This is a genomic window from Stenotrophomonas sp. 99219_Sma, from assembly GCF_056480785.1.
Genome location: NZ_CM151117.1, coordinates 1791400 through 1816274 on the forward strand (window position 1 = coordinate 1791400; position 24875 = coordinate 1816274).

The 24875-nt window shown below is 66.7% G+C and carries 19 protein-coding genes and 1 pseudogene; 9 read left to right on the forward strand and 11 right to left on the reverse strand.

Annotated elements, in window-relative coordinates:
* Window positions 1-376 precede the first annotated feature (376 nt).
* Both pdxY and ACZK13_RS08300 read left to right on the forward strand, forming a co-directional pair.
* Entirely contained in the window at window positions 377-1285 is a 909-nt protein-coding gene (gene pdxY, locus ACZK13_RS08295) for a pyridoxal kinase (RefSeq protein WP_478482416.1), read from the forward strand.
* Window positions 1282-2406 carry a prephenate dehydrogenase gene (locus tag ACZK13_RS08300; protein WP_478482417.1) on the forward strand — a complete coding sequence of 375 codons (1125 nt, stop codon included), beginning with the start codon at window positions 1282-1284 and terminating at the stop codon, window positions 2404-2406. The genes pdxY and ACZK13_RS08300 overlap by 4 nt, the downstream gene beginning before the upstream one ends.
* Window positions 2407-2672: 266 nt before the next feature.
* On the opposite strand, the gene ACZK13_RS08305 is transcribed toward ACZK13_RS08300, so the two are convergent.
* The 5 genes and pseudogenes from ACZK13_RS08305 to ACZK13_RS08325 all read right to left on the reverse strand — a co-directional run bounded on the left by ACZK13_RS08305 (window position 2673) and on the right by ACZK13_RS08325 (window position 6858).
* On the reverse strand, window positions 2673-2867 hold the full coding sequence (locus tag ACZK13_RS08305) for a hypothetical protein (protein ID WP_005409247.1): 195 nt from the start codon (window positions 2865-2867) through the stop codon (window positions 2673-2675).
* A 70-nt stretch (window positions 2868-2937) separates the two neighbouring features.
* Window positions 2938-4710, reverse strand: a complete 1773-nt coding sequence (locus ACZK13_RS08310) for an ABC transporter transmembrane domain-containing protein (RefSeq protein ID WP_478482418.1) — start codon at window positions 4708-4710, stop codon at window positions 2938-2940.
* Window positions 4703-5299: an IMPACT family protein gene (locus ACZK13_RS08315; protein WP_049400110.1), complete on the reverse strand. Its 597-nt coding sequence runs from the start codon at window positions 5297-5299 to the stop codon at window positions 4703-4705. The genes ACZK13_RS08310 and ACZK13_RS08315 overlap by 8 nt, the downstream gene beginning before the upstream one ends.
* A gap of 40 nt (window positions 5300-5339) precedes the next feature.
* Window positions 5340-6343, reverse strand: a pseudogene (locus ACZK13_RS08320) (hypothetical protein).
* Window positions 6340-6858 carry an RNA polymerase sigma factor gene (locus ACZK13_RS08325; protein WP_229301232.1) on the reverse strand — a complete coding sequence of 173 codons (519 nt, stop codon included), beginning with the start codon at window positions 6856-6858 and terminating at the stop codon, window positions 6340-6342. Before ACZK13_RS08325 ends, ACZK13_RS08320 begins: the two are co-directional and overlap by 4 nt.
* 247 nt (window positions 6859-7105) lie before the next feature.
* On the opposite strand from ACZK13_RS08325, the gene ACZK13_RS08330 reads away from it, so the two are divergent.
* Window positions 7106-9946 carry a bifunctional diguanylate cyclase/phosphodiesterase gene (locus ACZK13_RS08330; RefSeq protein WP_478482419.1) on the forward strand — a complete coding sequence of 947 codons (2841 nt, stop codon included), beginning with the start codon at window positions 7106-7108 and terminating at the stop codon, window positions 9944-9946.
* 19 nt (window positions 9947-9965) lie between these two features.
* On the opposite strand, the gene ACZK13_RS08335 is transcribed toward ACZK13_RS08330, so the two are convergent.
* Entirely contained in the window at window positions 9966-10559 is a 594-nt protein-coding gene (locus ACZK13_RS08335; RefSeq protein ID WP_253145998.1) for an LOG family protein, read from the reverse strand.
* A 241-nt stretch (window positions 10560-10800) separates the two neighbouring features.
* Entirely contained in the window at window positions 10801-12297 is a 1497-nt protein-coding gene (locus ACZK13_RS08340; RefSeq protein ID WP_478482420.1) for an aminotransferase class III-fold pyridoxal phosphate-dependent enzyme, read from the reverse strand.
* A gap of 210 nt (window positions 12298-12507) precedes the next feature.
* Here ACZK13_RS08340 and queA point away from each other — a divergent pair, with 210 nt between their 5' ends.
* Window positions 12508-13575, forward strand: coding sequence for a tRNA preQ1(34) S-adenosylmethionine ribosyltransferase-isomerase QueA (queA, locus tag ACZK13_RS08345; RefSeq protein ID WP_478482421.1), 1068 nt, complete (start codon window positions 12508-12510; stop codon window positions 13573-13575).
* A gap of 168 nt (window positions 13576-13743) precedes the next feature.
* On the opposite strand, the gene ACZK13_RS08350 is transcribed toward queA, so the two are convergent.
* Window positions 13744-14154: a hypothetical protein gene (locus ACZK13_RS08350; RefSeq protein WP_478482422.1), complete on the reverse strand. Its 411-nt coding sequence runs from the start codon at window positions 14152-14154 to the stop codon at window positions 13744-13746.
* A 187-nt stretch (window positions 14155-14341) separates the two neighbouring features.
* Here ACZK13_RS08350 and tgt point away from each other — a divergent pair, with 187 nt between their 5' ends.
* From tgt to fabV, 5 genes are all read left to right on the forward strand, one after another.
* Entirely contained in the window at window positions 14342-15472 is a 1131-nt protein-coding gene (gene tgt / locus ACZK13_RS08355) for a tRNA guanosine(34) transglycosylase Tgt (RefSeq protein ID WP_478482423.1), read from the forward strand.
* A 134-nt stretch (window positions 15473-15606) separates the two neighbouring features.
* Window positions 15607-15951, forward strand: a complete 345-nt coding sequence (gene yajC / locus ACZK13_RS08360) for a preprotein translocase subunit YajC (protein WP_005409257.1) — start codon at window positions 15607-15609, stop codon at window positions 15949-15951.
* Between the two features lie 61 nt (window positions 15952-16012).
* Window positions 16013-17878: a protein translocase subunit SecD gene (gene secD / locus ACZK13_RS08365; protein WP_253145987.1), complete on the forward strand. Its 1866-nt coding sequence runs from the start codon at window positions 16013-16015 to the stop codon at window positions 17876-17878.
* Between the two features lie 15 nt (window positions 17879-17893).
* A complete protein-coding gene (gene secF / locus ACZK13_RS08370; RefSeq protein ID WP_253145979.1) occupies window positions 17894-18874 on the forward strand; it encodes a protein translocase subunit SecF in 981 nt (326 codons plus the stop codon).
* Window positions 18875-19524: 650 nt separating this feature from the next.
* Complete coding sequence (fabV, locus tag ACZK13_RS08375; RefSeq protein ID WP_253145976.1) at window positions 19525-20784, forward strand: enoyl-ACP reductase FabV; 1260 nt, start codon at window positions 19525-19527, stop codon at window positions 20782-20784.
* A gap of 108 nt (window positions 20785-20892) precedes the next feature.
* On the opposite strand, the gene ACZK13_RS08380 is transcribed toward fabV, so the two are convergent.
* The 3 genes from ACZK13_RS08380 to ACZK13_RS08390 form a co-directional block, all read right to left on the reverse strand.
* Window positions 20893-22962, reverse strand: a complete 2070-nt coding sequence (locus ACZK13_RS08380; RefSeq protein ID WP_180836817.1) for a GGDEF/EAL domain-containing response regulator — start codon at window positions 22960-22962, stop codon at window positions 20893-20895.
* Between the two features lie 91 nt (window positions 22963-23053).
* Window positions 23054-24238: a BaiN/RdsA family NAD(P)/FAD-dependent oxidoreductase gene (locus ACZK13_RS08385; protein WP_121503055.1), complete on the reverse strand. Its 1185-nt coding sequence runs from the start codon at window positions 24236-24238 to the stop codon at window positions 23054-23056.
* Window positions 24235-24783, reverse strand: coding sequence for a YaeQ family protein (locus tag ACZK13_RS08390; protein WP_049400101.1), 549 nt, complete (start codon window positions 24781-24783; stop codon window positions 24235-24237). The genes ACZK13_RS08385 and ACZK13_RS08390 overlap by 4 nt, the downstream gene beginning before the upstream one ends.
* Window positions 24784-24875: the final 92 nt, after the last annotated feature.

A 24875-nucleotide genomic window follows, 5' to 3' on the forward strand; every position in this document is an offset into this window, starting at 1 on the left:
GGCGGGGTGGGTCCGGTAGGTGTCGACCTTGGTCGACACGGTAGATCCACGCCATGCGTGGATGAATTCATTCGATATCTGACAGATGTGTCGACCAAGGTCGACACCTACCAACAGCCGCGCGGAACAACAGCCGCAGTTACCAACAGCCGCGTGAACCTGTCGAAGGTGGGGCGGTGTCGGATTGCGGGGTGTCAGCGGCATGGATGCCGCTGCCAAGCCTACAAGGACGTACTTGCGGCATCCCCGCACTCCGACACCGCCCCGCCACCCCACGGAAGGCCGCTTTGGCTTCGGCCGTTGCGATTGCCGTTGCATTGAGCAGGTGCAGGGCTGCAAGCCCTGCCGAAAACTCCCTTGGGCGTAGAATGCGGCCATGAGCGAATCCCTTGATAACCACCTGGTCCACGGCCGCCGCCAGCGGCCGGATGGTCCGTCGCCGATCGATGTCATCTCGGTCCAGTCGCAACTTGTCTACGGCCACGCCGGCAACAGCGCCGCCGTACCGCCGATGCGCGCACTCGGCGTGCGCGTGGCGGAGATCCCGACCGTGTTGCTGAGCAACGCGCCGTTCTACGACACCACGCGTGGTCGCGTGCTGCCCGCCGACTGGTTCGCCGACCTGCTGCTGGGCACCCACGAGCGCAGCCTGCCGCAGCGGGCGAAGATGCTGGTTTCCGGCTACTTCGGCAGCACCGCCAACGGTGCCGCCTTCGCCGACTGGCTGGACAACATCCTGCCGGCCTGTCCGCAGCTGCGTTACTGCCTGGATCCGGTGATTGGTGACACCCACACCGGCCCCTACGTGGAACCGGGCCTGGAGGCGATCTTCGCCGAGCGATTGCTGCCGCATGCCTGGCTGGTGACCCCGAACGCCTTCGAACTGAATCGTCTGACCGGTATGCCGGCACTGGCCGAGGCCGATGCCATCGCCGCCGCGCGCACGCTGCTGGACCGTGGCCCGCACTGGGTGATCGCGCACAGCGTGGGCGGTAACCCGGGTGAGCTGGTGACCCTGGCGGTCGGTCGCGAGGAAACCTGGCGCTGGACTTCGCCGCTGCTGCCGGTGGACGTGGCCGGCACCGGTGACGTGCTGATGTCGCTGGTGGTGTCGTTCCTGTTGCGAGGTGAATCGATGCAGCAGGCGATTTCGCGTGCGATTGCCGGTACCCATGCGGCGCTGGAGGCGACTCTGGACAATGGCTTCGAAGAGTTCGACGTGATCGCGGCGGCGCCTGCCGCACTGGCCGAAGGCACGCGCTTCCGTGCCGAACGCGTGGCATGAGCGGTCTGCACGAACGCACGCCGCGCACGGTCGGCATCGTCGGCAGTGCCGGCGCCTATGGGCGCTGGCTGAGCCGCTTCTTCCAGCAGCACATGCAGCTGCAGGTGATCGGCCACGATCCGGCGGATCCGGACTCGCATACGTCGGAACAGCTGCTGGCGCAGGCCGACGTGCTGGTGTTCTCGGCACCGATCCGGCATACGCCGGCTCTGATTGCCGAGTACGTGCGGCAGTCGGCCGGCCGTGAGCAGGACCGGCTGTGGCTGGACGTGACCTCGGTGAAGGAAGCGCCGGTGCAGGCGATGCTGGCCTCTCAAGCCGAAGTGGTCGGCCTGCACCCGATGACCGCGCCGCCGAAGGCGCCGACCCTGAAGGGCCGGGTGATGGTGGTCTGCGAAGCGCGGCTGCAGCACTGGCAGCCATGGGTCGATACGCTGTGCACGGCGCTGCAGGCCGAGTGCGTGCGGGCCACGCCGCAGCACCACGACCAGATGATGGCGCTGGTACAGGCGATGGTGCATGCCACCCACCTGGCCCAGGCCGGCGTGCTGCGCCAGTACCAGCCGCAGCTGGGCGATCTGGCCGCGATGATGCCGTACCGCTCGGCATCGTTCGAGTTGGACACGGCGATCATCTCGCGCATCCTGTCGCTCAACCCGGCGATCTACGAAGACATCCAGTTCGGTAACCCGTACGTGGCGCCGATGCTGGAACGGCTGGTCGGCCAGCTGCAGGCCCTGCAGGCGCAGGTCGGGCAGGGCGACGACCGTGCGCGTGGTGAATTCCGCGAGCAGCTGCTGTCGGCGAACCGCAGTGCCTTCGGCGAGCAGGCGCTGGCGGACGGCAACTACACCTTTGAACGCGTGGGTTATCTGCTGGCTGACCTGACCGAGCGTAATGCGTTGTCGGTGCACCTGCCGGAGGACCGGCCAGGCTCACTGCGTGAGCTGCTGAACGTGTTCGAGCAGCATCGCATCAGCCTGGCTTCGATCCATTCCTCGCGCACGCCTGGTGGCGAAGTGCATTTCCGCATCGGGTTCGTGGCCGGCAGCGATGCTGCGGCGATCACCCGGGCAGCAGCCGACGTGGACGCCAGCGGCATCGGGCGGGTACTGAGCTGAATTCATCCACAGGCGGTGTGGATGGTTCCTGAGCAAACGTGTGGATAACCTTGCTCAGGCCTTGGCAGCAAAGGCTGTCAAGATGCTTGGTGAAAAATTGATCACGCCTTTTGTAGAGTCGAGCCATGCTCGACCGCCTTGGGCAAAAGGCGTGTCGACCAAGGTCGACACCTACCAGAGGCAAGAAAGCGGGTCGATCAAGGTCGACACCCGCCAGAGCGGGGCGATACGAAATCGGGTAGCGCCGGGGTCATGCCCGGCGAACCTCAGATCGTCAGTCGCAGCTCGCCGCCACTGGTGGTGAACTCGCGGCCATCGCGCACCAGCGGCCGCCCGTCATCCAGTTCGTAGCGTGGCGTGGCTTCGGAGTGATGCCCGCTGCCATTCGCCTCGGGCTTGAACTCGATGATGATGTGGCTTTCGCCGTTGCTGTCGACGGCGGGGAACTGACGGAACGACATCGTGCACCTCCTTCAGCGGATGCGGTTGTTGCGCGGCCAGCTTGGCCGCGCCGATGTTAGCCGGACGTCATCAATCGATGAACTGCAGGCGCGCAAGTTCAGCGTACAGTCCACCTTCGGCCAGCAGCTGTGCGTGCGTGCCCTCGGCGACGATGCGGCCCTGGTCCATCACCACGATGCGGTCGGCCTTGAGCACGGTGGCCAGGCGGTGGGCAATGACCAGTGTGGTGCGGCCCGCCATCAGCCGCTCCAGCGCTTGCTGCACGCTGTGCTCGCTCTGCGCGTCCAGCGCGCTGGTCGCTTCGTCCAGCAGCAGGATCGGCGCATCCTTCAGCAGCGCACGGGCAATCGCCACACGCTGCTGCTGGCCACCGGACAGGCGGGCACCGCGCTCGCCCAGCTCACTGTCATAGCCCTGCGGCAACGCGCGCAGGAAGCCATCGGCCTCGGCAGCACGCGCGGCAGCCTCGACTTCGGCGTCGCTGGCCTGCAGGCGGCCATAGCGGATGTTGTCGCGCGCACTGGCAGCGAACAGCGTCGGCTGCTGCGGCACCAGCGCCAGCTGCGCACGCAGCTCGGCCGGGTCGACCTGGCGCACGTCGATGCCGTCCACGTCGATGCGGCCGCTGGCTGGATCATGGAAGCGCAGCAGCATCGAAAGCACCGTGCTCTTGCCCGCCCCCGACGGACCCACCAGCGCCACGGTCTCGCCGGGGTGCACGTGCAGGTTGAAGTGGTCCAGTGCGGCCTGGTCCGGTCGCTGCGGGTAGTGGAACACCACGTCGTCGAACCGGATCTCGCCACGCAGCGGCTGCGGCACCGCGTGCGGCTGTGCCGGCGCGCGGATCTCGATGTCTTCCTGCAGCAGTTCGCCGATACGGCCCATGCCGCCGGCCGCGCGCTGCAGTTCGTTCCACACTTCGGCCAGCGCGCCCACCGAGCCGCCACCGATCAATGCATACAGCACGAACTGGCCCAGCGTACCGGCGCTGAGGCGGCCGTCGATGACGTCGTGCGCGCCCAGCCACAACACACCGACGATGGCGCCGAACACCAGCAGGATGGCGCTGGCGGTGACCAGCGACTGTGCGCCGATGCGGCGACGGGCGGCGCCGATGGCATCACCGAGTGCCTTGTCGAAGCGCCCGCGCTCGTACGGCTCGCGTGCATGTGCCTGCACCGTGCGTACCGCACCCAGGGTTTCACTGGCCAGGCTGTTGGCATCGGCGATGCGGTCCTGGCTGTTGCGTGCGACCGTGCGCAGCTTGCGCGCGCCGATGATGATCGGCAGCACCGCCAGCGGAATGCCTAGCAGCGACCATGCGGCCAGCCGCGGGCTGGTGACGAACAGCATTGCCAGGCTGCCGATGACGGTGACCGTGCTGCGCAATGCTACGGACATGGTCGAGCCGACCACGCTGCGCAGCAGTTCGGTGTCCGCGGTCAGGCGCGAGACCAGCTCTCCGCTGCGGCTGCGGTCGTGGAAGCCGGCGCCCAGCTGGATCAGGTGGGCATACAGCTGGCTGCGCAGGTCGGCCACGACCTTTTCACCCAGCAACGATACGAAGTAGAAGCGCGCGGCCGTGCCCAACGCCATGACGACCGCCACCAGCATCAGCAGGGCGAAGGCGCGGTTGATCTGGCCGCCGCTGCTGAAACCGTGATCGATCATCTGCTTCACCGCCGGAGGCAGGCTCAGCGTGGCTGCAGAAGACACCGCCAGGGCCAGCAGCCAGGCGGTGAACAGGCCGCTGTGGCGGCGCACGAACGGCCACAGCGTGCGCAGGCTGCCGAGGCGCCGCAGCGGCGGGGTCGAAGCGGGGGCGTCGTCCTTGTCAGTCATCCTGGTCGTCGTCTTCTATGCGGATACGGTCACGGGTGGCGTCGCGCAGGCGGATTTTCAATGCGTCGACCTGATCGGCAGGCAATTCGATCCGCAGGCACACACCATTGGCATCGAACTGTTCATCGCGCTTTTCGGCACCGAAGGCGGGCAGGGTGGCATGCAGGGTACCCAGGTCCTCGAAGCCGGCCAGCAGCTGCAGCCGGGCCATCGCCACCAGCGGCAGGCGCGGGGCGGTGCGCAGGCACTCGGCGGCGGCGCCGCCGTAGGCGCGCACAAGGCCACCGGCACCGAGCTTGATACCGCCGAACCAGCGCGTCACTACCACCATCACCCGGTCGAAACCCTGGCCGTCGATCGCCGCCAGAATCGGACGTCCAGCCGTGCCGGCCGGCTCACCATCGTCGCTGGAGCGATAGTCCTGCCCATGCCGGTAGGCCCAGCAGTTGTGGGTGGCATCGGCCACCGCAACCTGCTGCAGGAACGCCATGGCCGCTGCGGCGCCATCGATCGGCGCGGCATGGGCGATGAAACGGCTGTGTTTGACTTCCAGCGTGTGGCTGACCGGCTGGGCGAGAGTATCGAGCATTCCCGTCATTCTACGGGGTTGCCGGGTATTCCCGTCCGCTTCAGTCGTCCAGCAGCGGGCGCAGGTCGCGCGGCAGGCGTGCTTCCGGGTACTGCTGCATGTAGCGCTCCAGGCTGGCACGGGCCAGATCGCGCTGGCCGTCGTCGCGTCGTGTACGGATCTTCTGCAGCCACTGCCGGCGCGGCAGTCGTGCGTCAGCGTCCACCTCGGCCTGCACGGCATCCGCGCTCAGGCCCGCATCGCTGCCGCGGCGCATGATGCCAGGTGCGGAACGGCTGGAAGCCTCGCGCTTCATCGAGGTGATTTCTACCCGGTCCAATGCCGGGGCCTGTTCGGCCTGCACGCTGTTGGACTCTGGCGTGCCTGCCGAGCGCGCCTTCAGCGAACCACTGGCGACAACCGGCGCCATCAGCGGCGCGGGTGCCGAGTAGGCGGTGGGAGCCGGAGGCGCAGGGGGGCTGCTGCCGGCGCTGCGGCCGGAGCGGGCGGCAGGGCCGTAAACGAGGTATCGGCGGCCGCATCCGCAGCCATCGATCGTGCAGCCTGGGCCGGCGCTTCAGCGGTCCCGGCCGGCGCAGGCTTGCTTGCGCGCGCGATGGCCGGTGCCGGGGCAGCGGCAACCGGGGCTGCCTCGGGTGCTGCGGGCGCAGCGGCCGGTTCCGCAGTCGCCACCGCGCTGTCGGCTGCACTGCGCTCAGCGGCCTGATCGGCAGCCGCGACGTCTTCTGCCGCAGCCGGTGCCGCCGCAACAGCGGCCTCACCCGCCGGAATCGGTGGCGGTTCCGGACGCAGCTGCCAGGCGATGCCGATGGCGAACACCATCGAGGCGGCGATGCCGAACACCGCCGGCCAACGCGGGCGTGTGCGCTGCGTACGTGGTGCTTCGGGAGAGGCGACCGCATCGGCAGCCGGAGCGTCCACGGCAGCGCGGGCCGCGGCCAGGATGGCGGCGTCCAGTGCGGCGGGCGGTGCCTGTTCGGCGCGACGGCCGAGCAGCCGGGCCAGCTCGCGTTCTTCCGGCGTCAGCGGTTCGTCTCGGTTCATGCGTTCAATCCCGCACGCAGCTTGTCCATCGCATAGCGCAGCCGCGATTTCACGGTTTCCCGGCCTACGCCGGTGATCTGGCCGATCTCCTCCAGGCTCAGTTCCTGATCCAGCCGCAGTTGCAGCACTTCGCGCTGCTCCGGCGGCAGTTGTTCCATCGCCAGCTGGATGCGGCGACGTTGTTCGAATTCGGAAAGCTCGCCTTCCGGGGTCTGTCCATCCTCGATCGCGGCCAAGCGCAGGTCGGCATCGGCCGGAGCAGCCGGCCGGTGGCGGGCGGCGCGCCAATGGTCGTTCAGGCGGTTGTGGGCGATGCGGAACAGCCAGGTGCTGAACGCCGCGTCCGGTTGCCACCCCGCACGGGCGCTGATCACCCGCTGCCAGACGTCCTGGAAGATCTCCTCGGCCAGCGCGTTGTCGCGCAGTTGCCGCAGCAGGAAGCCGAACAGGCGCTTGCGATGGCGCGCATACAGGCTTTCAAACGCGCGCAGGTCGCCACCGGCCCAGGCCAGCATCAAGGCTTCATCGGTTGGCAGTGCGCTGGCTTCCACGGCGTACAGGGTAAGGCCTGCAGGCGATGGCGCATAGCCGGTGGCGAGGGCGGGCAGGGCGAGGGTCATGGCTCGGAAGGGGCTACGGTCAGCAGGAAAAACGTACGGGCGCACGATTCGGGGTTTACGGGCTTCCATTGCCCCCCGGGTGGCGCGCTATGCTCGGCGGCTCAGGGGAGGCGACGCACTGACGGCGCCAAGAGATTGTCATTTGTCCACGCATGCTGAACCGGCGGAAGAGCCACCACACGAGGCCGTGCTGAGCACGGCGCTGGTGCGCGCGTTGCATGCGCTTCTGCCGGAAACGGCCGTGGTCCGCGTCGGCTGGGATGACCCGCAGCTTGGCCGTGGCCAGGGGGCCTGGCCGAGGGCGGCTGCCGGAGGTGATGCGGCAGCGCCAGGCGTGGGCGATGGCCAGCACGGCTGGGAACATGATGGGGCGCGCCTGCTGTTGTCGGTGGAAGGCGCGGTGCCTTCGCCGGCATGGTGGGGGGTTGCCCGGCAGGCGATGGAGCTGGCGCTGCAGCGCGGCCGCCAGGCCGGCCAGATCAAGGCGCTGGAAGAGGCCGAGCGGTTGCAGCAGGCCTTGTTCCAGATTGCAGATCTGGCCGGTGCCGACCTGGAAATGCCCGAGATGCTGCGCCACGTGCATGGTGTGCTGGGCACGCTGATGTATGCCGAGAACTGCTACATCGTGGAATACGACGATGTGCGCGACCAGATCCGTTTCCTGTACTTCGCCGATCAGGTCGATGATTTCGTTGCCGATCCCACGCAGAGCCATGACGCCAGCGAGATGCCGCGCAGCCTGACCGTGGCGTTGCTGCGTCATGGCAAGCCGCTCAGTGGTCCCTCGCGCGAACTGCTGGCGCAGGTGATGGAGCAGGAGCACGACCCGCAACGCGGGCCCGAAAGCCTGGATTGGCTGGGGGTGCCGATGCTGCGCGATGGCCGCGTATGCGGTGCCATCGTGGTCCAGAGCTATGAGCAGGCGGCCCGCTATGGCGAGGCCGAGCGCGCATTGCTGGGCTTCGTTGCGCAGCACGTGCAGACCGCGATGGACCGGCGCCAGGCGCAGGTGCGGCTGGAGCAGCAGGTGGCGCGGCGCACCCAGGAACTGCAGCGCGCCAATCACAGCCTGCAGGACGAGGTGGCCGAGCGTCGACGCGCCGAACAGCTGCAGACCGCCCTGTACAACATCGCCGAGATGGCGATGTCGGCCGACAGCCTGGCGCAGTTCTACGGACAGGTGCATGGGGTGGTCGGGCGCCTGCTCGACGCTCGCAATTTCTACATCGCCCTGGTCAACCCGGCCGGCAACGGCCTGGACTTCGTCTATTCGGTGGACGAGCACAACGCCAGCCGCGCGCCGCGACCGTTCAGCCGGGGCCTGACCGAATATGTCGTGCGCAACCGGCGGCCACTGTTGGCGTCACGCGCGCAGATCGATGCGCTGCTGGCCAGTGGCGAAGTGCGTGAATCCGGTGCGCGCTCGCACTGCTGGCTGGGCGTACCGCTGCTGCGCGACGACGAAGTGGTCGGCGCGATCGTGGTGCAGAGCTACAGCGAGAACAGCATTTTCAGCGTGCATGACCAGCGCCTGCTGACCTTCGTCGCGCAGAACATCGGTACCGGCCTGGCCCGTCAGCGCGACCAGCAACGGCTGCGCTCGGCGCATGCCGAGCTGGAAAAGCGCGTGGAAGAACGTACCCGCGAGCTGGCCGAGGTCAACGAGAAGTTGCTCGGCCAGATCGGCGAGCGCCTGCGTGCCGAACAGCGCCTGACCCACCAGGCCATGCACGATGCGTTGACCGGGCTGCCCAACCGCCTGCATCTGCTGGACCGCCTGCAGGATGCGCTGGCACTGGCCAAGCGTGAGGGCGGCCCGGTGTTCGCCGTGCTGTTCCTCGATCTCGACCGCTTCAAACTGGTCAACGACAGCATCGGCCATGCCGCCGGCGATCGCATGCTGGTGGAAGTGGCCAAGCGCATCGTCTCGATGGCCGGCACCGAGGACGTGGTGGCACGCTTGGGCGGCGATGAGTTCGCCGTGTTGCTGCAGTGCCCGCAGGGCTTGGCGCAGGCGTTGGACTTCGGCCAGCGGCTGCTGCTGGCCCTGCAGGAATCGATGTGGATCGCCGGGCGTGAGCTGTTTCCGTCCGGCAGCCTTGGCATTGCCTTGTGGAACCCGCGCTACCGGACCGGTGAGGAGCTGCTGCGCGACGCCGATGCGGCGATGTATCGTGCCAAGGCACAGGGTCATGATCGTTGCGCGATCTTTGACGAGGACATGCGCGAGCAGGCCATGCGCAGCCTTGATCTGGAAGCCGACCTGCGGCGTGCAATCAACAACCACGACTTCGTGCCGTTCTACCAGCCGATCGTGCGTCTGTCCGATGGCGAGGTAGTGGGGCACGAGGCGTTGCTGCGCTGGCAGCACGAGCGCCGTGGCCTGCTGCTGCCGGGGGCGTTCCTGGAGCTGGGTGAGGAAAGCGGCCTGATCGAGCAGGTCGACTGGCTGATCTACGAACAGGTGATTGCCGGCCTGGCCGAGGGCGGGCAGAGTTACGTCTCGGTGAACGTATCACCGCGCCATTTCCGCTCCGCCGGGTTCAGCGGCCGCCTGTTCGGCCTGCTGGATGCATGTGGTGCCGATCCGCGCCGGCTGCGCCTGGAGATCACCGAGGTGGCGCTGCTGGACGATGGCCCGCACACGCTGCGCATCCTGCAGGGCCTGCGCGAGCGCGGCATCCAGGTGCAGCTGGACGATTTCGGTACCGGCTTCTCGGCGCTGTCCTACCTGCACCGTTTCCCGATCAGTACGCTGAAGATCGACCAGAGCTTCATCGCCGGCCTGCATGGGCCGGAAGTGCAGAGCACGCGGGCGCTGGTCGAGGGCGTGCTGTCGTTGGCGCGTACGCTGGGCATCGAGACCATCGGTGAGGGCATCGAAACCGAGGCGCAGCGGCAGACCCTGCGCGAACTGGGTTGCGACTACGGCCAGGGCTATCTGCTGGGGCGGCCCGCACCGTGGAGCTGCGCGGCGGTCTGAGCCGCCGCGCAGGAAAGCATCAGCGCAGGGCGGCGCGACGCTTTTCGTCGATCCACTTCGAGGCCTGCGCCGGCTGGTAGTTCTTCATCCACTCCAGCATCTCTTCGATGTCCGAGCCGTACCACAGGTCCTGGCGCTGGTCCGGGTGCAGGAAGCGCTCTTCCACCATGCGGTCGATCATGCCGATCAGCGGGGCATAGAAACCTTCCACGTCGAGGAAGGCGCACGGCTTGTTGCCGATGCCAAGCTGGCGCCAGGTCAGCATCTCGAAGATCTCTTCCATGGTGCCGAAGCCGCCGGGCAGGGTGACGAAGCCATCGGCGAGGTCGAACATGCGCGACTTGCGCTCATGCATCGAACCAACGATTTCCAGTTCAGTCAGGCCGCGGTGGGCCACTTCCCAGTCGGCCAGCTGGCGCGGGATCACGCCGGTCACTTCGCCACCGGCGGCGAGCACGGCATTGGCCACGGTTCCCATCAGGCCGACATTGCCGCCGCCGTACACCAGGCGCATCCCGTCGCGGGCGATGCGGTCGCCCAGGGCAAGGGCGCGTTCGGTGTAGGCCGGCTTGCTGCCAGCGTTGGAACCACAGTACACACAGATCGATTTCATGGATCTTCCTGTCTCTTGGCCGGAAACGAAAACGCCCCGTCGCCGACCGCAGGGCGGTCAGGGACGGGGTGCCCAAGGATTATGAGGCCTTCAGGGGCCTTCTGTAGAGCCGCGCCGCGCTCGGCTGCTCTTCGTTCAGACCGCGGTGGGCCCCTGTAGAGCCGAGCCATGCTCGGCTGCTCTTCGTTCAGATCGCGGCTACGGCTGAGTCGAGCAAGCTCGACTCTACAAAGAACGAGACTTACGCCGCCGCTGCCTGCTCGCGGCGCGGGCCTTCACGCAGCGCCCGGCCGACCATCCCCACCAGCAGGTCCAGCTCTTCGCTGTCCATGCCGAAGTGCGGAGTGAAGCGCAGCGAGTTCTCGCCACCGTGAATCACGTTGATGCCGTGCTGGCGCAGCCATTCCTCGGTGGAGTTGGCGCCGTAGCACTTGAACTGCGGCGCCAGTTCGCAGGAGAACAGCAGGCCGGTGCCCTGCACCTTGGTGATCAGTCCGCCCAGCTCGTTCTTCAGCTGTTCAAGCTTGCGCACGGCCTCGGCACCACGCTCGGCGATGTTGGCGCGCACCTGCGGGGTCAGCTGGGCCAGGGTGGCGCAGGCCACGTCCAGTGCACGCGGGTTGCTGGTCATCGTGTTGCCATAGATGCCCTTGCGGTACAGCTGCGCGGCATGCTCGGTCACCGCCAGCACCGACAGCGGGTACTGCGCGGCGTTGAGTGCCTTGGAGTAGGTCTCCATGTCCGGCGGGTCCAGGCCTTCGAAGCCCGGGTAATCGACCACCGAGAGCACGCCATGCGCACGCAGGCCGGCCTGGATCGAGTCCAGCAGCAGCAGGCTGCCATGGGCATGGGTCAGTTCGCGGGCAACGGCATAGAACGACGGCGGCACCGAGCGGCCCGGGTCGCCTTCGCCCATCACCGGTTCCAGGAACACCGCCTCGATGAACCACTGGTTGCGTGCGGCATCCTCGAACACCTTGCGCAGGCCGGCTTCGTCGTACGGCGCCACGGTGATCACCGAATCCTCGCCACGGTAGCTGGCCAGGTGCTGCATGTAGCTCTTGCGGCTGGAGTCCGAATAGAGGGCAGGGCGGTCGGTACGGCCGTGGAAGCTGCCCTTGACCACCACGCGCTTGATCGCAGCACCGGCGTGGCGTGCGCCCGGGTCGGTCTGCAGCTTGGCGTTGACGTCGGCGATGCGCGCGGCCAGGCCGACCGCCTCGGAACCGGAATTCAGGCACATGAAACGGGCGAACGGGCAGCCGCCACGGCGGTGGCCGATCTCGGCGCGCAGGGCGGTGATGAAGCGCTGCTGCGACAGGCTGGGGGTCATGATGTTGGCCATCACCTGCGGGCGGGCCATCGCCTCCAGCACGGCGTCCGGGGTGTGCCCGAAGCCGAGCATGCCGTAGCCGCCGGCGTCGTACAGCACGGCGCCTTTCAGGGTGACCACCCACGGGCCGCGCGCAGCCAGTGCCACATACGGGGTCACCGCGTCATCGGCATAGAAATTGACGAAACCGTCCTGCATCGCGTCGATCTGCGCCTGTTCGTCCTGCGCCAGCAGCGGCCCGAGGTCGGCCTGCACGCGCGCGAATTCCTCGGCGGCGGCGTCCACCGCGGCGATCAGCTGCGGGTGGTTGGCGGACAGGGCGGTCAGGGTGGCGTCGTCCAGGCCGGAGGTGAGGCGGGTGCCGGGCTGGTTGCGCAGGGGGGCGAGGCGTTCGATGAAGCTCATTGCAGATCTCCTGAAACAATGGGTCGCACGGGTCTTCAAAAGCAAAACGCGCGTCATCACGCGCGCTTGGGGCAGGCTCGTGCAGCGGACTTCCGAGTCGATGCTAGCACTTGTTTTTTTGCGCGATAACCCCGCAGAAGCCTGCTGCATAGCAGCATTTTGCGCGACGTTCGCCGCGAAGCACGCCGGCTCGCAGACGCTGGACGTACAATGCGCGCCATTGTCGACCTGTTGCCGCCCACTGCCTTGAAGAAGTCCGATTTCAACTACGACCTGCCGGCTGAACTGATCGCGCAGGCGCCCCTGGCCGAACGTTCCGCAAGCCGCCTGCTGCTGGTGCCTCCGGCGCCCGATGCCTTCACCGACCTGCAGGTGCGCGACCTGCCGTCGCTGCTGCAGCCGGGCGACCTGCTGGTGTTCAACGACACCCGGGTGATCCCGGCGCGCCTGTTCGGGCAGAAGGCCAGTGGCGGCCGCGTGGAGATCCTGATCGAGCGCCTGCTGGGTGGCCAGCAGGCCCGCGCGCAGGTGGGCGCCAGCAAGTCGCCCAAGGCCGGCAGCCGCATCGCGCTGGATGCCGGTGGCGAGGCCGAGGTGCTGGGCCGCGATGGCGAGTTCTACGTGCTGCAGTTCCATGTGCCGGAATCGCTGGAACAGTGGCTGCTGCATGCCGGCCGCCTGCCGCTGCCGCCCTATATCCAGCGCGAGCCGGGTGTGGATGACCGCGAGCGCTACCAGACCGTGTTCGCGCGTGAAGTGGGCGCGGTGGCCGCGCCGACCGCCGGCCTGCATTTCGACGAACCGCTGCTGGCCGCATTGAATGACAAGGGCGTGGACTTCGGCCACGTCACCCTGCACGTGGGTGCGGGCACCTTCCAGCCGGTGCGTGCCGATGACCTGAAGGACCACGTGATGCACCGCGAGTGGCTGAACGTCGGCGCCGAGCTGGTGCAGCAGGTACGGCGCACGCGCGCCGCCGGCGGCCGGGTGATCGGCGTCGGCACCACCGTGGTGCGCGCGCTGGAAAGCGCGATGCGTGACGGTGAGCTGCTGCCGTTTGCCGGCGAGACCCAGATCTTCATCACCCCGGGCTACCGCATCCGCAGCGTCGACGCGATGGTGACCAACTTCCACCTGCCGGAAAGCACGCTGCTGATGATGATTTCCGCGTTCGCCGGCAAGCAGCGCGTATTCGAGGCCTACCAGCACGCGATCGAGCAGCGCTACCGCTTCTTCAGCTACGGCGACGCGATGCTGCTGTTCCCGCAGGCGGGGTAGGGCGCTGACCTCTGCCTGCTTGTGGTGGGTGCGCACCGTTGGTGCGCACTTGCAGATGACTGAAGGCCAGGGAAGCCACGCATGGCGTGGCTCTACTGTCTTCGGCGCTGTAGTAAATCCACGCCATGCATGGATCATTCCTTCCGCAAGTGGGTTCCGCCGGGCTGCTCAGCCCAAATCCACCTTGCATTCGCTGAGCGGAACGGACTGGCCGTCGGAGATGATCAGGTGGTCATCTTCAATGCGGGCCAGGCTAAGGCCGAGGTTGCGTGCCCCGGCTTCCACAGCCTTCCGCCATCCATCCAGATCGCCGTGGAAGGAAAGGGCGAGGAAGCGCTGGCCGTTGGGTAGGGTTATCCGGCAGCTGTCCGATACGATGCCACCGCTGCTCGCGGTGAACTCGCCAGCAGAGGCCAGCAATTTGCGGAACTGACTTGAAGCGCTGCTGGTATGGAAATTCTCGTAATAGATGAACTCCACTCCGGCTACAGGATTTATGCCCGGGGCGATTCGATCGGCTCGTTGCTCGATTTTTCCCCCAAGAATTGCTTCTAGTACCTCGCGGTCACTTCTATTCATCTTGGGCCTGATTTCCTGGCGAAATACGTAGTCCGCCCATCTTGGAGGGGCGACCAGTCAGGGCCAAGGCCAGATGCGACAGTCCAGCAGCCGCGTCGCTCAGGTCATTGGTTCCGTTCAGGCCTGAATGGGCGGTCGATCCGGTTTTGGGAGACAATAGGCGACTATTTGCCCGAATGACCGCTCCATGTCCCGATTGCAGTTCCAGCTCCAGACCCGCGACGGCCGTGCCCGCCGTGGCCGCCTGACCTTCCCGCGTGGCACGGTGGAAACGCCGGCCTTCATGCCGGTGGGGACCTATGGCTCGGTCAAGGGCATCCTGCCGGACCAGGCGCGTGCGCTGGGCGCCGAGATCATCCTCGGCAACACGTTCCACCTGTACCTGCGCCCGGGCCTGGACATCATCGCCGACCACGGCGGCCTGCACGGCTTCTGCCGCTGGGATGGCCCGATCCTGACCGACTCCGGCGGCTTCCAGGTGTTCTCGCTGGCCCACCGCCGCAAGATCACCGAGCAGGGCGTGACCTTTGCCTCGCCCACCGACGGTGCCCGTGTGTTCCTGGGCCCGGAAGAGAGCATGAAGATCCAGAAAGTGCTCGATTCGGACGTGGTGATGATCTTCGACGAGTGCACCCCGTACCCGGCTACCGAGGATGTGGCGCGCCGCTCGATGGAGCTGAGCCTGCGCTGGGCCCAGCGCAGCCGCAACGCGCATGACGAGCTGGGCAACGACGCGGCCCTGTTCGGCATCGTCCAGGGCGGCGTGCATACTGACCTGCGCAGCCGCTCGGCCGAGGCCCTGCAGGCGATCGGCTTCGACGGTTACGCCATCGGTGGCCTGGCCGTGGGCGAGCCGGAGCACGAGCGCAACGCCATGCTCGACCACCTGGACCCGGAACTGCCGGGCGACCGCCCGCGCTACCTGATGGGCGTGGGCCGGCCGGAGGACCTGGTCGAGGGTGTCGCACGTGGCGTGGACATGTTCGACTGCGTGATGCCCACCCGCAACGCGCGCAACGGCCACTATTTCACCTCGTTCGGTACCGTCCGCATCCGTAATTCCCAGTACGCGCGCGACATGGATCCGATCGAGCCCGGCTGCGGCTGCGTGGCCTGCACCGGCGGCTATACCCGTTCCTACCTGCGCCACCTGGACCGCTGCAACGAGATGCTGGCGCCGATGCTGGGCACCCTGCACAACCTGTTCTATTACGAAAAGCTCATGGCCGACATCCGTGCGGCGATCGAGGCGGGAACCTTCCTGGCCTTCCGTGAGTCTTTCTACGCGGCACGCGGGGCGGTAGCACCGCCCTTGTAACCCGAACACCCCCTGCCAAACGGCCCAAGGACGAACGCCCGGGGCCGTGGCATACTTCAAGGCTGACCCAGATCCGCGGTCGACACCTCGTGCCCGTGAAAGGGCCGAAGCGCCGCCCAACCAAAGGACCAACAATGAACCTGCTTGCCTTCCTGATTCCCGCCGCCCACGCCCAGGCCGCCGGCGGCCAACCGCAGGGCATGGGCCTGACCACGCTGCTGTTCCCGGTCATCCTGATCGCCATCATGTACTTCCTGATGATCCGCCCGCAGATGAAGCGGCAGAAGGAGCACAAGGCCATGCTGGAGAAGATCAAGCGTGGCGACGAAGTGCTGACCAACGGCGGCATCGCCGGCATCGTCACCGACATCGGCGACAACTTCATCACCATTGAAGTGGCGGACAACGTGCGCATCCGCGTGCAGAAGGGCGCTGTCGGCAACGTGCTGCCGGCCGGTACCCTGAAGTCGGCCCAGTAAGCCACTCCCTTTCCGATGCACAACCGCGGCGCCGGGGATGGCGCCGCGCGGGACCCAAGCAATGCTCGAATTTCCACGCTGGAAGTACGTCGTCATCCTGATCGTACTGGCGCTCAGCGCGCTGTACGCGCTGCCCAACATCTACCAGAAGGACCCGGCCCTCCAGATCACCGCCAACCGTGGCGGCCAGATCGACGATGCGCTGCGTGACCGTGTGCTGGCCGACCTGAAGAAGGCCGGTGTCGCCACCGTCGGTGCCGAGAAGGAAGGGGAAAGCCTGATCGTCCGCCTGCCGGACCTGAAGGCGCAGTCCGCTGCCAGCGACGCCCTGCGTGACACGGTCGGCGAAAAGTACACCGTGGCCTTGAACCTGGCCTCGACCGTGCCGGACTGGCTGGCCAACCTCGGCGGTCGCCCGATGGTGCTGGGCCTGGACCTTCAGGGTGGCGTGCACTTCGTGCTGCAGGTCGACCAGAAGGCCGCCCTGGACAAGCGCCTGGACGCCTACACCGAAGACGTGCGCAGCACGCTGCGCGACGCCCGCATCCCGTACCAGTCGGTGGAACGCCGCGCTGACAACAGCATCGTGGCGAACCTGAGCCCGTCCGCCGGTGACGACGCCGCGCAGCGTGCCCGCACTGCCCTGGTGAAGGCGCAGCCGACCCTCGGCTACGACGTCAGTGGCAATCGCATCACGGTGACCGTGCCGGAAACCGAGATCACCCAGATCGCCAACGGCGCCATCGAGCAGAACATCAACACCCTGCGCAACCGCGTGAACCAGCTCGGCGTGGCCGAGCCGATCATCCAGCGACAGGGTGCCGACCGCGTGGTGGTGCAGCTGCCGGGCGTGCAGGACACCGCCGAAGCCAAGCGCATGATCGGTGCCACCGCTACCCTGGAATACCGGGCCGTGGTGGACGGTAATCCGACAAGTGTCGCTGACAAAATTGCGAGTGGCCGTATTCCGCCGGAGGCGAAGATCTATCAGCGTCGTGATGGCGGTGGTCCGGTCCTGCTGAACAAGCGCGTGATCGTCACCGGTGACCAGATGGTCGGCGCGCAGGCGGTGACCGATTCGAACAGCGGCTCTCCGGCGGTCAGCGTGACGCTGAACAATGTCGGCGGCCAGCGCATGTTCGACTTCACCAGCGCCAACGTGAACAAGCCGATGGCGGTGGTCTACACCGAGCGCGTGCCGACCGTGACCGTCGTCGACGGCCAGGAAGTGCGTGGCTTCAAGGTCAACGAGGAAGTGATCTCGGTCGCCAACATCAACGGCGTGTTCGGCAAGAACTTCCAGACCACCGGCCTGCAGAAGAAGGAAGCCGAGGACCTGGCCAAGCTGCTGAAGTCCGGCTCGCTGGCCGCGCCGATGGACTTCGTCGAAGAGCGCGTGGTGGGCCCGAGCCTGGGTGCCGAGAACGTCAAGAACGGTATGCGCGCGGTGGTGTTCGCATTCCTGTTCACCCTGGTGTTCTTCAGCGTCTACTACCGCATGTTCGGCGTGATCACCTCGATCGCGATGCTGTTCAACCTGCTGATCGTGGTGGCGGTGATGTCGCTGTTCGGCGCGACCATGACCCTGCCGGGCTTCGCCGGTCTGGCGTTGTCGGTCGGCCTGTCGGTGGACGCCAACGTGCTGATCAACGAGCGTATCCGTGAAGAGCTGCGTGCCGGCGTGCCGGGCAAGACCGCGATCGTGACCGGTTACGAGCGTGCTTCCGGCACCATCCTCGACGCCAACCTGACCGGCCTGATCGTCGGTGTGGCGCTGTTCGCATTCGGTACCGGTCCGCTGAAGGGCTTCGCGCTGACCATGATCATCGGTATTTTCGCCTCCATGTTCACCGCGATCACCGTGTCGCGTGCGCTGGCGACGCTGATCTACGGCCGCCGCAAGAAGCTCCAGAACGTGGCCATCTGACGGGACGACACGCACATGAAACTGTTTCCGCTGCACATCCTCCCGAACGACACCAAGATCGACTTCATGCGCTGGCGCCATGTCGCGATGGTCGTCACGGTCATCGTGTTCCTGGCCTCGATCGCCATCATCGGCGTCAAGGGCTTCAACTACGCCCTGGACTTCACCGGCGGCACGCTGATCGAAGCCCGCTTCGACAAGGCGGTGGACGTCGAGCAGGTCCGCACCAAGCTCGAGGAAAGTGGCTTCGACGGTGCCCAGGTGCAGAGCGTCGGTGGCAACACCGATCTGCTGATCCGCCTGGCCCCGCACGGTGAGCACGCTGCCGGTACCGGCGACGCCGCGCACGAGGACAAGGCCACCGCCGCAGCCGTGGTGAAGGCCCTGTCCACCGCCGACAACCAGGCCACCGTGCTCCGCAACGAGTTCGTGGGTCCGCAGATCGGCAAGGACCTGGCGATGAATGGCCTGTACGCCACCATCTTCATGCTGGCAGGCTTCCTGATCTACATCGCGGTTCGCTTCGAATGGAAGTTCGCGGTCACCGCCAGCATCGTGGCGATGTTCGACCTGATCGTGACGGTCGCTTACGTGTCCCTGCTGGGCCGTGAGTTCGACCTGACCGTGCTGGCCGGCCTGCTGTCGGTGATGGGCTTTGCGATCAACGATCTGATCGTGGTCTTCGACCGCGTCCGCGAGAACTTCCGCAGCCTGCGCGTGGACTCGATGGAAGTGCTGAACCGTTCGATCAACCAGACGCTGTCGCGTACGGTGATCACCGCGGTGATGTTCTTCCTGTCGGCGCTGGCCCTGTACATGTACGGCGGCAGCTCGATGGAAGGCCTGGCCGAGACGCACATGATCGGTGCGGTGATCGTGGTGTTGTCCTCGATCCTGGTGGCGGTGCCGATGCTGACGATCGGTTTCCTGCGCGTCAGCAAGCAGGACCTGCTGCCGAAGGCGAAGGACATCGAGGCCCTGGCCCGTCGCCCGTAAGCACCTGCTGCACGCAGCACACAGAGAACCCCGCGCAAGCGGGGTTTTTTGTGTGCAGGGCTGGTACGCGTCATCGCATGCGCGCTGTCGCTCCCACGCTTCGCTGCGCGAACCGTGGGCCCCACTTACCAGCTCCCAGACCCCCGCCGCTTCGCGGCCGCCCCCTGACTCAGGGGGCTCTGCCCCAGACCGGTTCCGCGCGGCTGTTGGTAGGTGTCGACCTTGGTCGACACATCTGTCAGATATTGAATGAGTTCATCCATGTCGACCAAGGTCGACACCTACCAGAGCAGGATGCCGTTCCGACAGATCGCGGGAAGCTGTCGAAGGCGGGGTGGGTCCGGTTGCGGGGGTGTCCGCGGCATGGATGCCGCGGCCAAGCCTCCATGGACGGATTTACGGCGTCCCCCGCAACCGGACCCACCCCGCCAACCCACAGGAACCCAGCTTTTGAAGTTGCTCCGGCTCCGGCCGTTGCTCCGGCCTCTGCGGGTGCAGGGTGCAACCCTGCAGAACAAACCCCACCCTACGCCGCCGTCGGTTGTGCAATCTTCCCCCGCGCACTACGATCCTGCGGTTCGCGCGCGCAGGCGCGCGCCCGTATTCCTGCTGAGCGCCCCGCGCGCCGCATCTGCCAACCCGAGGTATCCATGGTCATCAAACCGCGCGTCCGCGGCTTCATCTGCGTCACCACCCACCCGACCGGCTGCGAAGCCGCGGTCAAGCAGCAGATCGACTACATCCGCGCACGTCCGCCGATCCAGAATGGTCCCAAGCGCGTGCTGGTGATCGGCGCCTCCACCGGCTACGGCCTGGCTGCGCGCATCACTGCCGCCTTCGGCAGTGGCGCCGCCACCCTGGGCATCTTCTTCGAACGCCCGGGTAGTGAAACCAAGCCGGGCACTGCGGGCTGGTACAACTCCGCCGCGTTCCACAAGTACGCCGACGAAGCCGGCCTGTACGCCAAGAGCATCAACGGCGATGCCTTCTCCGATGAAGTGAAGGCCAGGACCATCGAGATGATCAAGGCCGATCTCGGCCAGGTCGACCAGGTCGTCTACAGCCTCGCCGCGCCGCGCCGCAAGCACCCGAAGACAGGAGAGATCATCAGCTCCACGCTGAAGCCGATCGGCGAGCCGATCACCCTGCGTGGCCTGGATACCGACAAGGAAGTGCTGACCGAGACCCATCTGCAGCCGGCCACCCCGGAAGAAATCGCTGGCACCGTCGCGGTGATGGGCGGCGAGGACTGGCAGATGTGGATCGATGCGCTGGCCGACGCCGGCGTGCTGGCCAATGGCTTCACCACCACCGCCTTCACCTACGTGGGCGAAGAGATCACCCAGGCAATCTACTGGAATGGCTCGATCGGTGCGGCCAAGAAGGACCTGGACAACAAGGTGCTGGGCCTGCGCGAGAAGCTGGCCAGGATCGGTGGCGACGCGCGCGTGTCGGTGCTGAAGGCCGTGGTCACCCAGGCCAGCTCGGCCATTCCGACCATGCCGCTGTACCTGTCGCTGCTGTTCAAGGTGATGAAGGAAAAGGGCACGCACGAAGGCTGCATCGAACAGCTCGACGTGCTGTACGACATCCTCTACGGCGGCAAGGCCGATGGCGTGGCGGTCGATCGTCTGCGCCACGACCTGGTCGATGGCGATGGCCACACCGTCGCGCTGGTCGATGACGAAGGCCGCCTGCGTGCCGATTACAAGGAAATGGCCGCGGACGTGCAGGGCAAGGTGGTCGCGCTGTGGCCGCAGGTGACCAACGAGAACCTGTACGAGATCAGCGATCTGGCCGGCTACAAGGCCGATTTCCTGCGCCTGTTCGGTTTTGGCGTGGAGGGTGTCGACTACGAGGCCGACGTCAATCCGGACGTGAAGATCGAAAACCTGGTCGACATGACCTGATCAACGAAGAGGCCGGCGAAAGCCGGCCTTCTCTTTGGGTAGTGCCGGCCGCTGGCCGGCAATCCCGGGTACCTGAGGTTGCCGGCCAGCGGCCGGCACTACCATCGGTCACCCGAACTCGAAGCCCATCTCCGGCAACGCCGGGCCGACGAAGTCGCCCTGCACGTAGTCCACGCCGGCACTGAACAGCAACGTCATCGAATTGGCATCGCTGACGAACTCGGCGATGGTGCGGATGCCGGCTTCCTGCGCGCGCGCGGTGATCTGGCTGATGCGGTCGATGTTCTCGCGGGTGGCTGCCAGGTCGCTGGTGAAGCCACGGTCCAGCTTGAGGAACTGCGGCTGGAAGTGGGCCAGCAGCTGGAACGAATCCAGCCCCGAACCGAACTGCTCCAGGCCGATGCGGCAGCCCAGCGGTGCCACTTCGGCAAGGAACTGCTGTGCACTGCGCAGGTGGGTGAACACCTTCGCTTCCGGCGCATGCAGCCACAGCCGTTCGCCGGGCACACCCTGAGCCTGCAGCTCGCGGCGCAGGGTAGCGATCATCTGCGGGTCGTCGAAGGATTCCGGCGTCACTTTCACCAGCATCTGCGTGGCATGGCCTTCGCGTGCACGCTGGCCCAGCACCGCGATGGCCCGTGACACCACCCAGCGGTTGATGTCGGCCAGCAGGCCGTGCTCCTCCGCGATACCGAGGAACGCGGTCGGGCTCAGCAGCTCGCCATTGTTCTCCAGGCGCAGGTAGGCCTCGTACAGCTCCAGTGACTCGCCCTGCAGGTTCAGCACCGGCTGGTAGTGCAGCTGGAAGCCGTCACCGGCCAGCGCTTCACGGATTCGGGCGACCCAGCGCAGCACGCGTTCTTCCTCCACGCGGTCGGCGGCGGCCGGGTCGAAGATGCGGCAGGTATTGCCCAGTTCGGCGGCGGCCTGCGTGCATTCGCTGGCGCGTGCCAGCACCTGGCCGATGCTGGCGATCTTCTCGCCCACCTGCACGCCACCGATGCTGACCGTTACCGTGGCCGAGCGCGCGCCGATGCTGAAGACGTGCGCGGCGTAGGCTTCGCGGATGCGCTCGGCCAGCGCCACGGTCTGCGCATAGGGCCCGGCCTGCAGCACGGCGAAATTGTGTTCGCCGAAGCGGGCCAGCTGTGCGTCCTCGCCGACCACCTCGGCCAGCAGGCCGGCAAGGGCGCCGATCAGGGTGTCGGCCGAGGCCAGGCCAATGTCCGGCAGCAGGCGCGCGTAGTGGTCCGGCTCGATCAGCAGCAGGCCGAACTGGCCTTCGCTGCGCCCGGCCTGGGCCACCGCGCTTTCCAGCTGCAGCATGAAGGTCGGGCGATTGAGCAGGCCGGTGACCTGGTCGCGCTGGCGCAGGTCCTCGACCTCACGTGCCAGCTCGGGGTCGAATTCCATGCGGCGGCGGAGCACCACCTGCAGGCAGGATTCGCCTTCGTAGGTGGCAGCGGCAAACTCCATCGTCGCCGGGAACGCACTGCCATCCTCGTGGCGCGCGTCGAGCTGGTACTGCGGCGGCGGCGCCTCGCCACGGCTCAGCCCCTTCAGCAGCTGCTTGAAGCCCTCCACGTGCTGGGCGGCGACCATGTCCAGCAGCGAGATGCCTTCGATGTCGTCGAAATGTTCGTAACCAAACATGTCCAGATAGGCATCGTTGGCGCGGATGTGCATGCCTTCATGCACGTAGGCGATGGGGTCGCGCGAGGAGGCGATCAGCGCGTCGCAGCGGCGCTCGGTTTCGCGCATCTGCGCCTCGATGCGGCGCAGGCCACGACGCGCCTGCAGGTCCACCCACTGGTCGCGGACCACGGCGAGCAGATGCTCCGGACGTTGGCGCAGGGCGAGGGCGCGGATGCCGTGGCTACTGGCCTGCACCAGTTCATCCTCGTCGATGCGCTCGGCCAGCAGCACCAGCGGAATGTCCTTGCCGCTGGCAGCAATATGCTGGGCCACCAGTGGCAGCGGGATGCCCTGGGAGGGCGAAGCCAGCACCAGGTCGATGGCCTGGCTGGCCAGCACCTGGGCCAGCTCGGCTGCATCCTGCGGACGCCACGGGCGTACCGCGATGCCGCTGTTGCGCAGCGTGCTGACGATGGCTTCGGCATTCTCGCCGCTGTCATCGACGATCAGCAGGCGGATGGTGATGTCGTTCGCGTTCTGCATGCACTGCTCCCCAATCTGCAAATCTAGATACACGATGCGCGGCGAACCGTCCATGCGCGCACCCCTTGCACGCATCGAACGGCGATGTGGTTCACACCACGCCACCGGCTGCGTGGCCGCTGGCCCAGGCCCACTGGAAGTTGTAGCCGCCCAGCCAGCCGGTCACATCCAGCACCTCGCCGACGAAATGCAGGCCGGGTACGCGCTTGGATTCCATCGTCGAGGACGAGACCTCGGCAGTATCCACGCCGCCCAGGGTGACCTCGGCGGTGCGGTAGCCCTCGGTGCCACTGGCCACCAGCGGGAACGCGCCCAGCAGCTGTGCGGCCTGGCGCAGCACCGGCTCGTCCAGCTGGCGCACGGGCCGGTCGGGCAGCCAGTGTTCGCACAACCGCTGTGCCAGCCGCTTCGGCAGTACCTCGCCCAGCACCGTGCGCAGCTCGGCGGCAGGACGTTCGCGCTTCATCTGGCGCAACCACTCGCCGGCATCCTGGCCGGGCAGCAGGTCCAGCTCCAGCGCGTCGCCGGGTTGCCAGAACGAGGAGATCTGCAGGATCGCCGGGCCACTCACGCCGCGATGGGTCAGCAGCATGAAATTCTGGAAGCTCTTTCCGTTGCAGCGCGCCTCGATGGGCAGAGCGACGCCGCTGAGGTCGGCCAGCCGTTCCTGGTGCTTGCCGCTGAGCGTCAGCGGCACCAGCCCGGCGCGGGTCGGCAGCACCTGGTGGCCGAACTGTCGGGCCACTTCATAGCCGAAGCCGCTGGCGCCCATGCTGGGAATGGAGAGGCCGCCGGTGGCCACCACCAGCGAGGCGCAATGGAACAGGCCCTGCGTGGTGTGCACGCGGAATCCATCGCTGCCATGCTCGATGCGCTGCACGCTGCAGTCGGTACGCACCTGCACGCCTGCCGCCTGGCATTCGTCCACCAGCATCTTCACGATCTGCTTGGACGAGACATCGCAGAACAACTGGCCCAGCTCTTTTTCGTGATACGCGATGCCGTGCTTGCTGACCAGCTCGATGAAGTGCCAGGGCGTGTAGCGCGCCAGTGCCGACTTGCAGAAGTGCGGGTTGGCCGACAGGAAGTTGGCCGGGGTGGTGCCGGTGTTGGTGAAGTTGCAGCGGCCACCGCCGGACATCAGGATCTTCTTGCCGACCTTGTTGGCATGGTCGATCACCTGCACCTGGCGGCCGCGCTGGCCAGCCGTGATCGCGGTCATCAGCCCGGCCGCACCGGCGCCGATGACAACCACGTCGCAACGGATCGTGCTCATGCCTTGGCGCGCTTGCGCCAGTTCGGGATCACGTCGAGCTGGATCTGGTCGTTGAGCAGCTGCACTTCACCGTCCTGGATCAGCACGCTCCAGCGCATGGCGCGCTGGATCTGCTGGCCCCAGCGCTCGACGAATTCACCGTCCAGATCAACCACCGAGAGATTGTCGAAGCGTGCCAGGCCCTTGCTCTGCTTGCCCCACCAGATCTCCGAGGCGTTGCCGCCGTAGTTGATCACCTGCACCTGGCGGCTGCGGTTGCTGGCCTTGCGGATGCGCGACTCGTCCGGATGGCCCAGGTCGATCCACTGCAGGATGTCGCCGGTGTAGTCGTGTTCCCACAGATCCGGCTCGTCATCGGTGCTCAGGCCGCGGCCGAATTCCAGGCGGTCGCCGGCGTTCAGCGCGAAGGCGAGCAGGCGCACCATCAGGCGATCGTCGGTCTCGGACGGGTGCTGGGCCAGGGTCAGGTTGTGGGTCGCGTAGTAGCCGCGATCCATGTCGCTGATCTGCAGTTCGGCCTTGCGGATGGTGGCGGTGAGGGCCATGGGGGGTCCGTGGACTAAAGACGACAATGATAGAGGTTTGCTCCAGGGGTGTCCGTTGCCGGTCTGTCTGCGCAGCGTCAACGGTGGCACTC

Bases quoted from the DNA above. Each gene is read 5' to 3' on its own strand.
- ACZK13_RS08340 (WP_478482420.1), bottom strand. From the start codon at position 12,297: ATGAGCTTCATCGAACGCCTCGCCCCCCTGCGCAACCAGCCCGGCACC.
- ACZK13_RS08335 (WP_253145998.1), bottom strand. From the start codon at position 10,559: ATGAAATCGATCTGTGTGTACTGTGGTTCCAACGCTGGCAGCAAGCCG.
- ACZK13_RS08310 (WP_478482418.1), bottom strand. From the start codon at position 4,710: ATGACTGACAAGGACGACGCCCCCGCTTCGACCCCGCCGCTGCGGCGC.
- secD (WP_253145987.1), top strand. From the start codon at position 16,013: ATGCTCGAATTTCCACGCTGGAAGTACGTCGTCATCCTGATCGTACTG.
- secF (WP_253145979.1), top strand. From the start codon at position 17,894: ATGAAACTGTTTCCGCTGCACATCCTCCCGAACGACACCAAGATCGAC.
- queA (WP_478482421.1), top strand. From the start codon at position 12,508: ATGCGCGCCATTGTCGACCTGTTGCCGCCCACTGCCTTGAAGAAGTCC.
- ACZK13_RS08325 (WP_229301232.1), bottom strand. From the start codon at position 6,858: ATGCTGGCCTGGGCCGGTGGCGACCTGCGCGCGTTTGAAAGCCTGTAT.
- ACZK13_RS08350 (WP_478482422.1), bottom strand. From the start codon at position 14,154: ATGAATAGAAGTGACCGCGAGGTACTAGAAGCAATTCTTGGGGGAAAA.
- ACZK13_RS08380 (WP_180836817.1), bottom strand. From the start codon at position 22,962: ATGCAGAACGCGAACGACATCACCATCCGCCTGCTGATCGTCGATGAC.
- pdxY (WP_478482416.1), top strand. From the start codon at position 377: ATGAGCGAATCCCTTGATAACCACCTGGTCCACGGCCGCCGCCAGCGG.
- ACZK13_RS08390 (WP_049400101.1), bottom strand. From the start codon at position 24,783: ATGGCCCTCACCGCCACCATCCGCAAGGCCGAACTGCAGATCAGCGAC.
- yajC (WP_005409257.1), top strand. From the start codon at position 15,607: ATGAACCTGCTTGCCTTCCTGATTCCCGCCGCCCACGCCCAGGCCGCC.
- fabV (WP_253145976.1), top strand. From the start codon at position 19,525: ATGGTCATCAAACCGCGCGTCCGCGGCTTCATCTGCGTCACCACCCAC.
- ACZK13_RS08315 (WP_049400110.1), bottom strand. From the start codon at position 5,299: ATGCTCGATACTCTCGCCCAGCCGGTCAGCCACACGCTGGAAGTCAAA.
- tgt (WP_478482423.1), top strand. From the start codon at position 14,342: ATGTCCCGATTGCAGTTCCAGCTCCAGACCCGCGACGGCCGTGCCCGC.
- ACZK13_RS08385 (WP_121503055.1), bottom strand. From the start codon at position 24,238: ATGAGCACGATCCGTTGCGACGTGGTTGTCATCGGCGCCGGTGCGGCC.
- ACZK13_RS08305 (WP_005409247.1), bottom strand. From the start codon at position 2,867: ATGTCGTTCCGTCAGTTCCCCGCCGTCGACAGCAACGGCGAAAGCCAC.
- ACZK13_RS08300 (WP_478482417.1), top strand. From the start codon at position 1,282: ATGAGCGGTCTGCACGAACGCACGCCGCGCACGGTCGGCATCGTCGGC.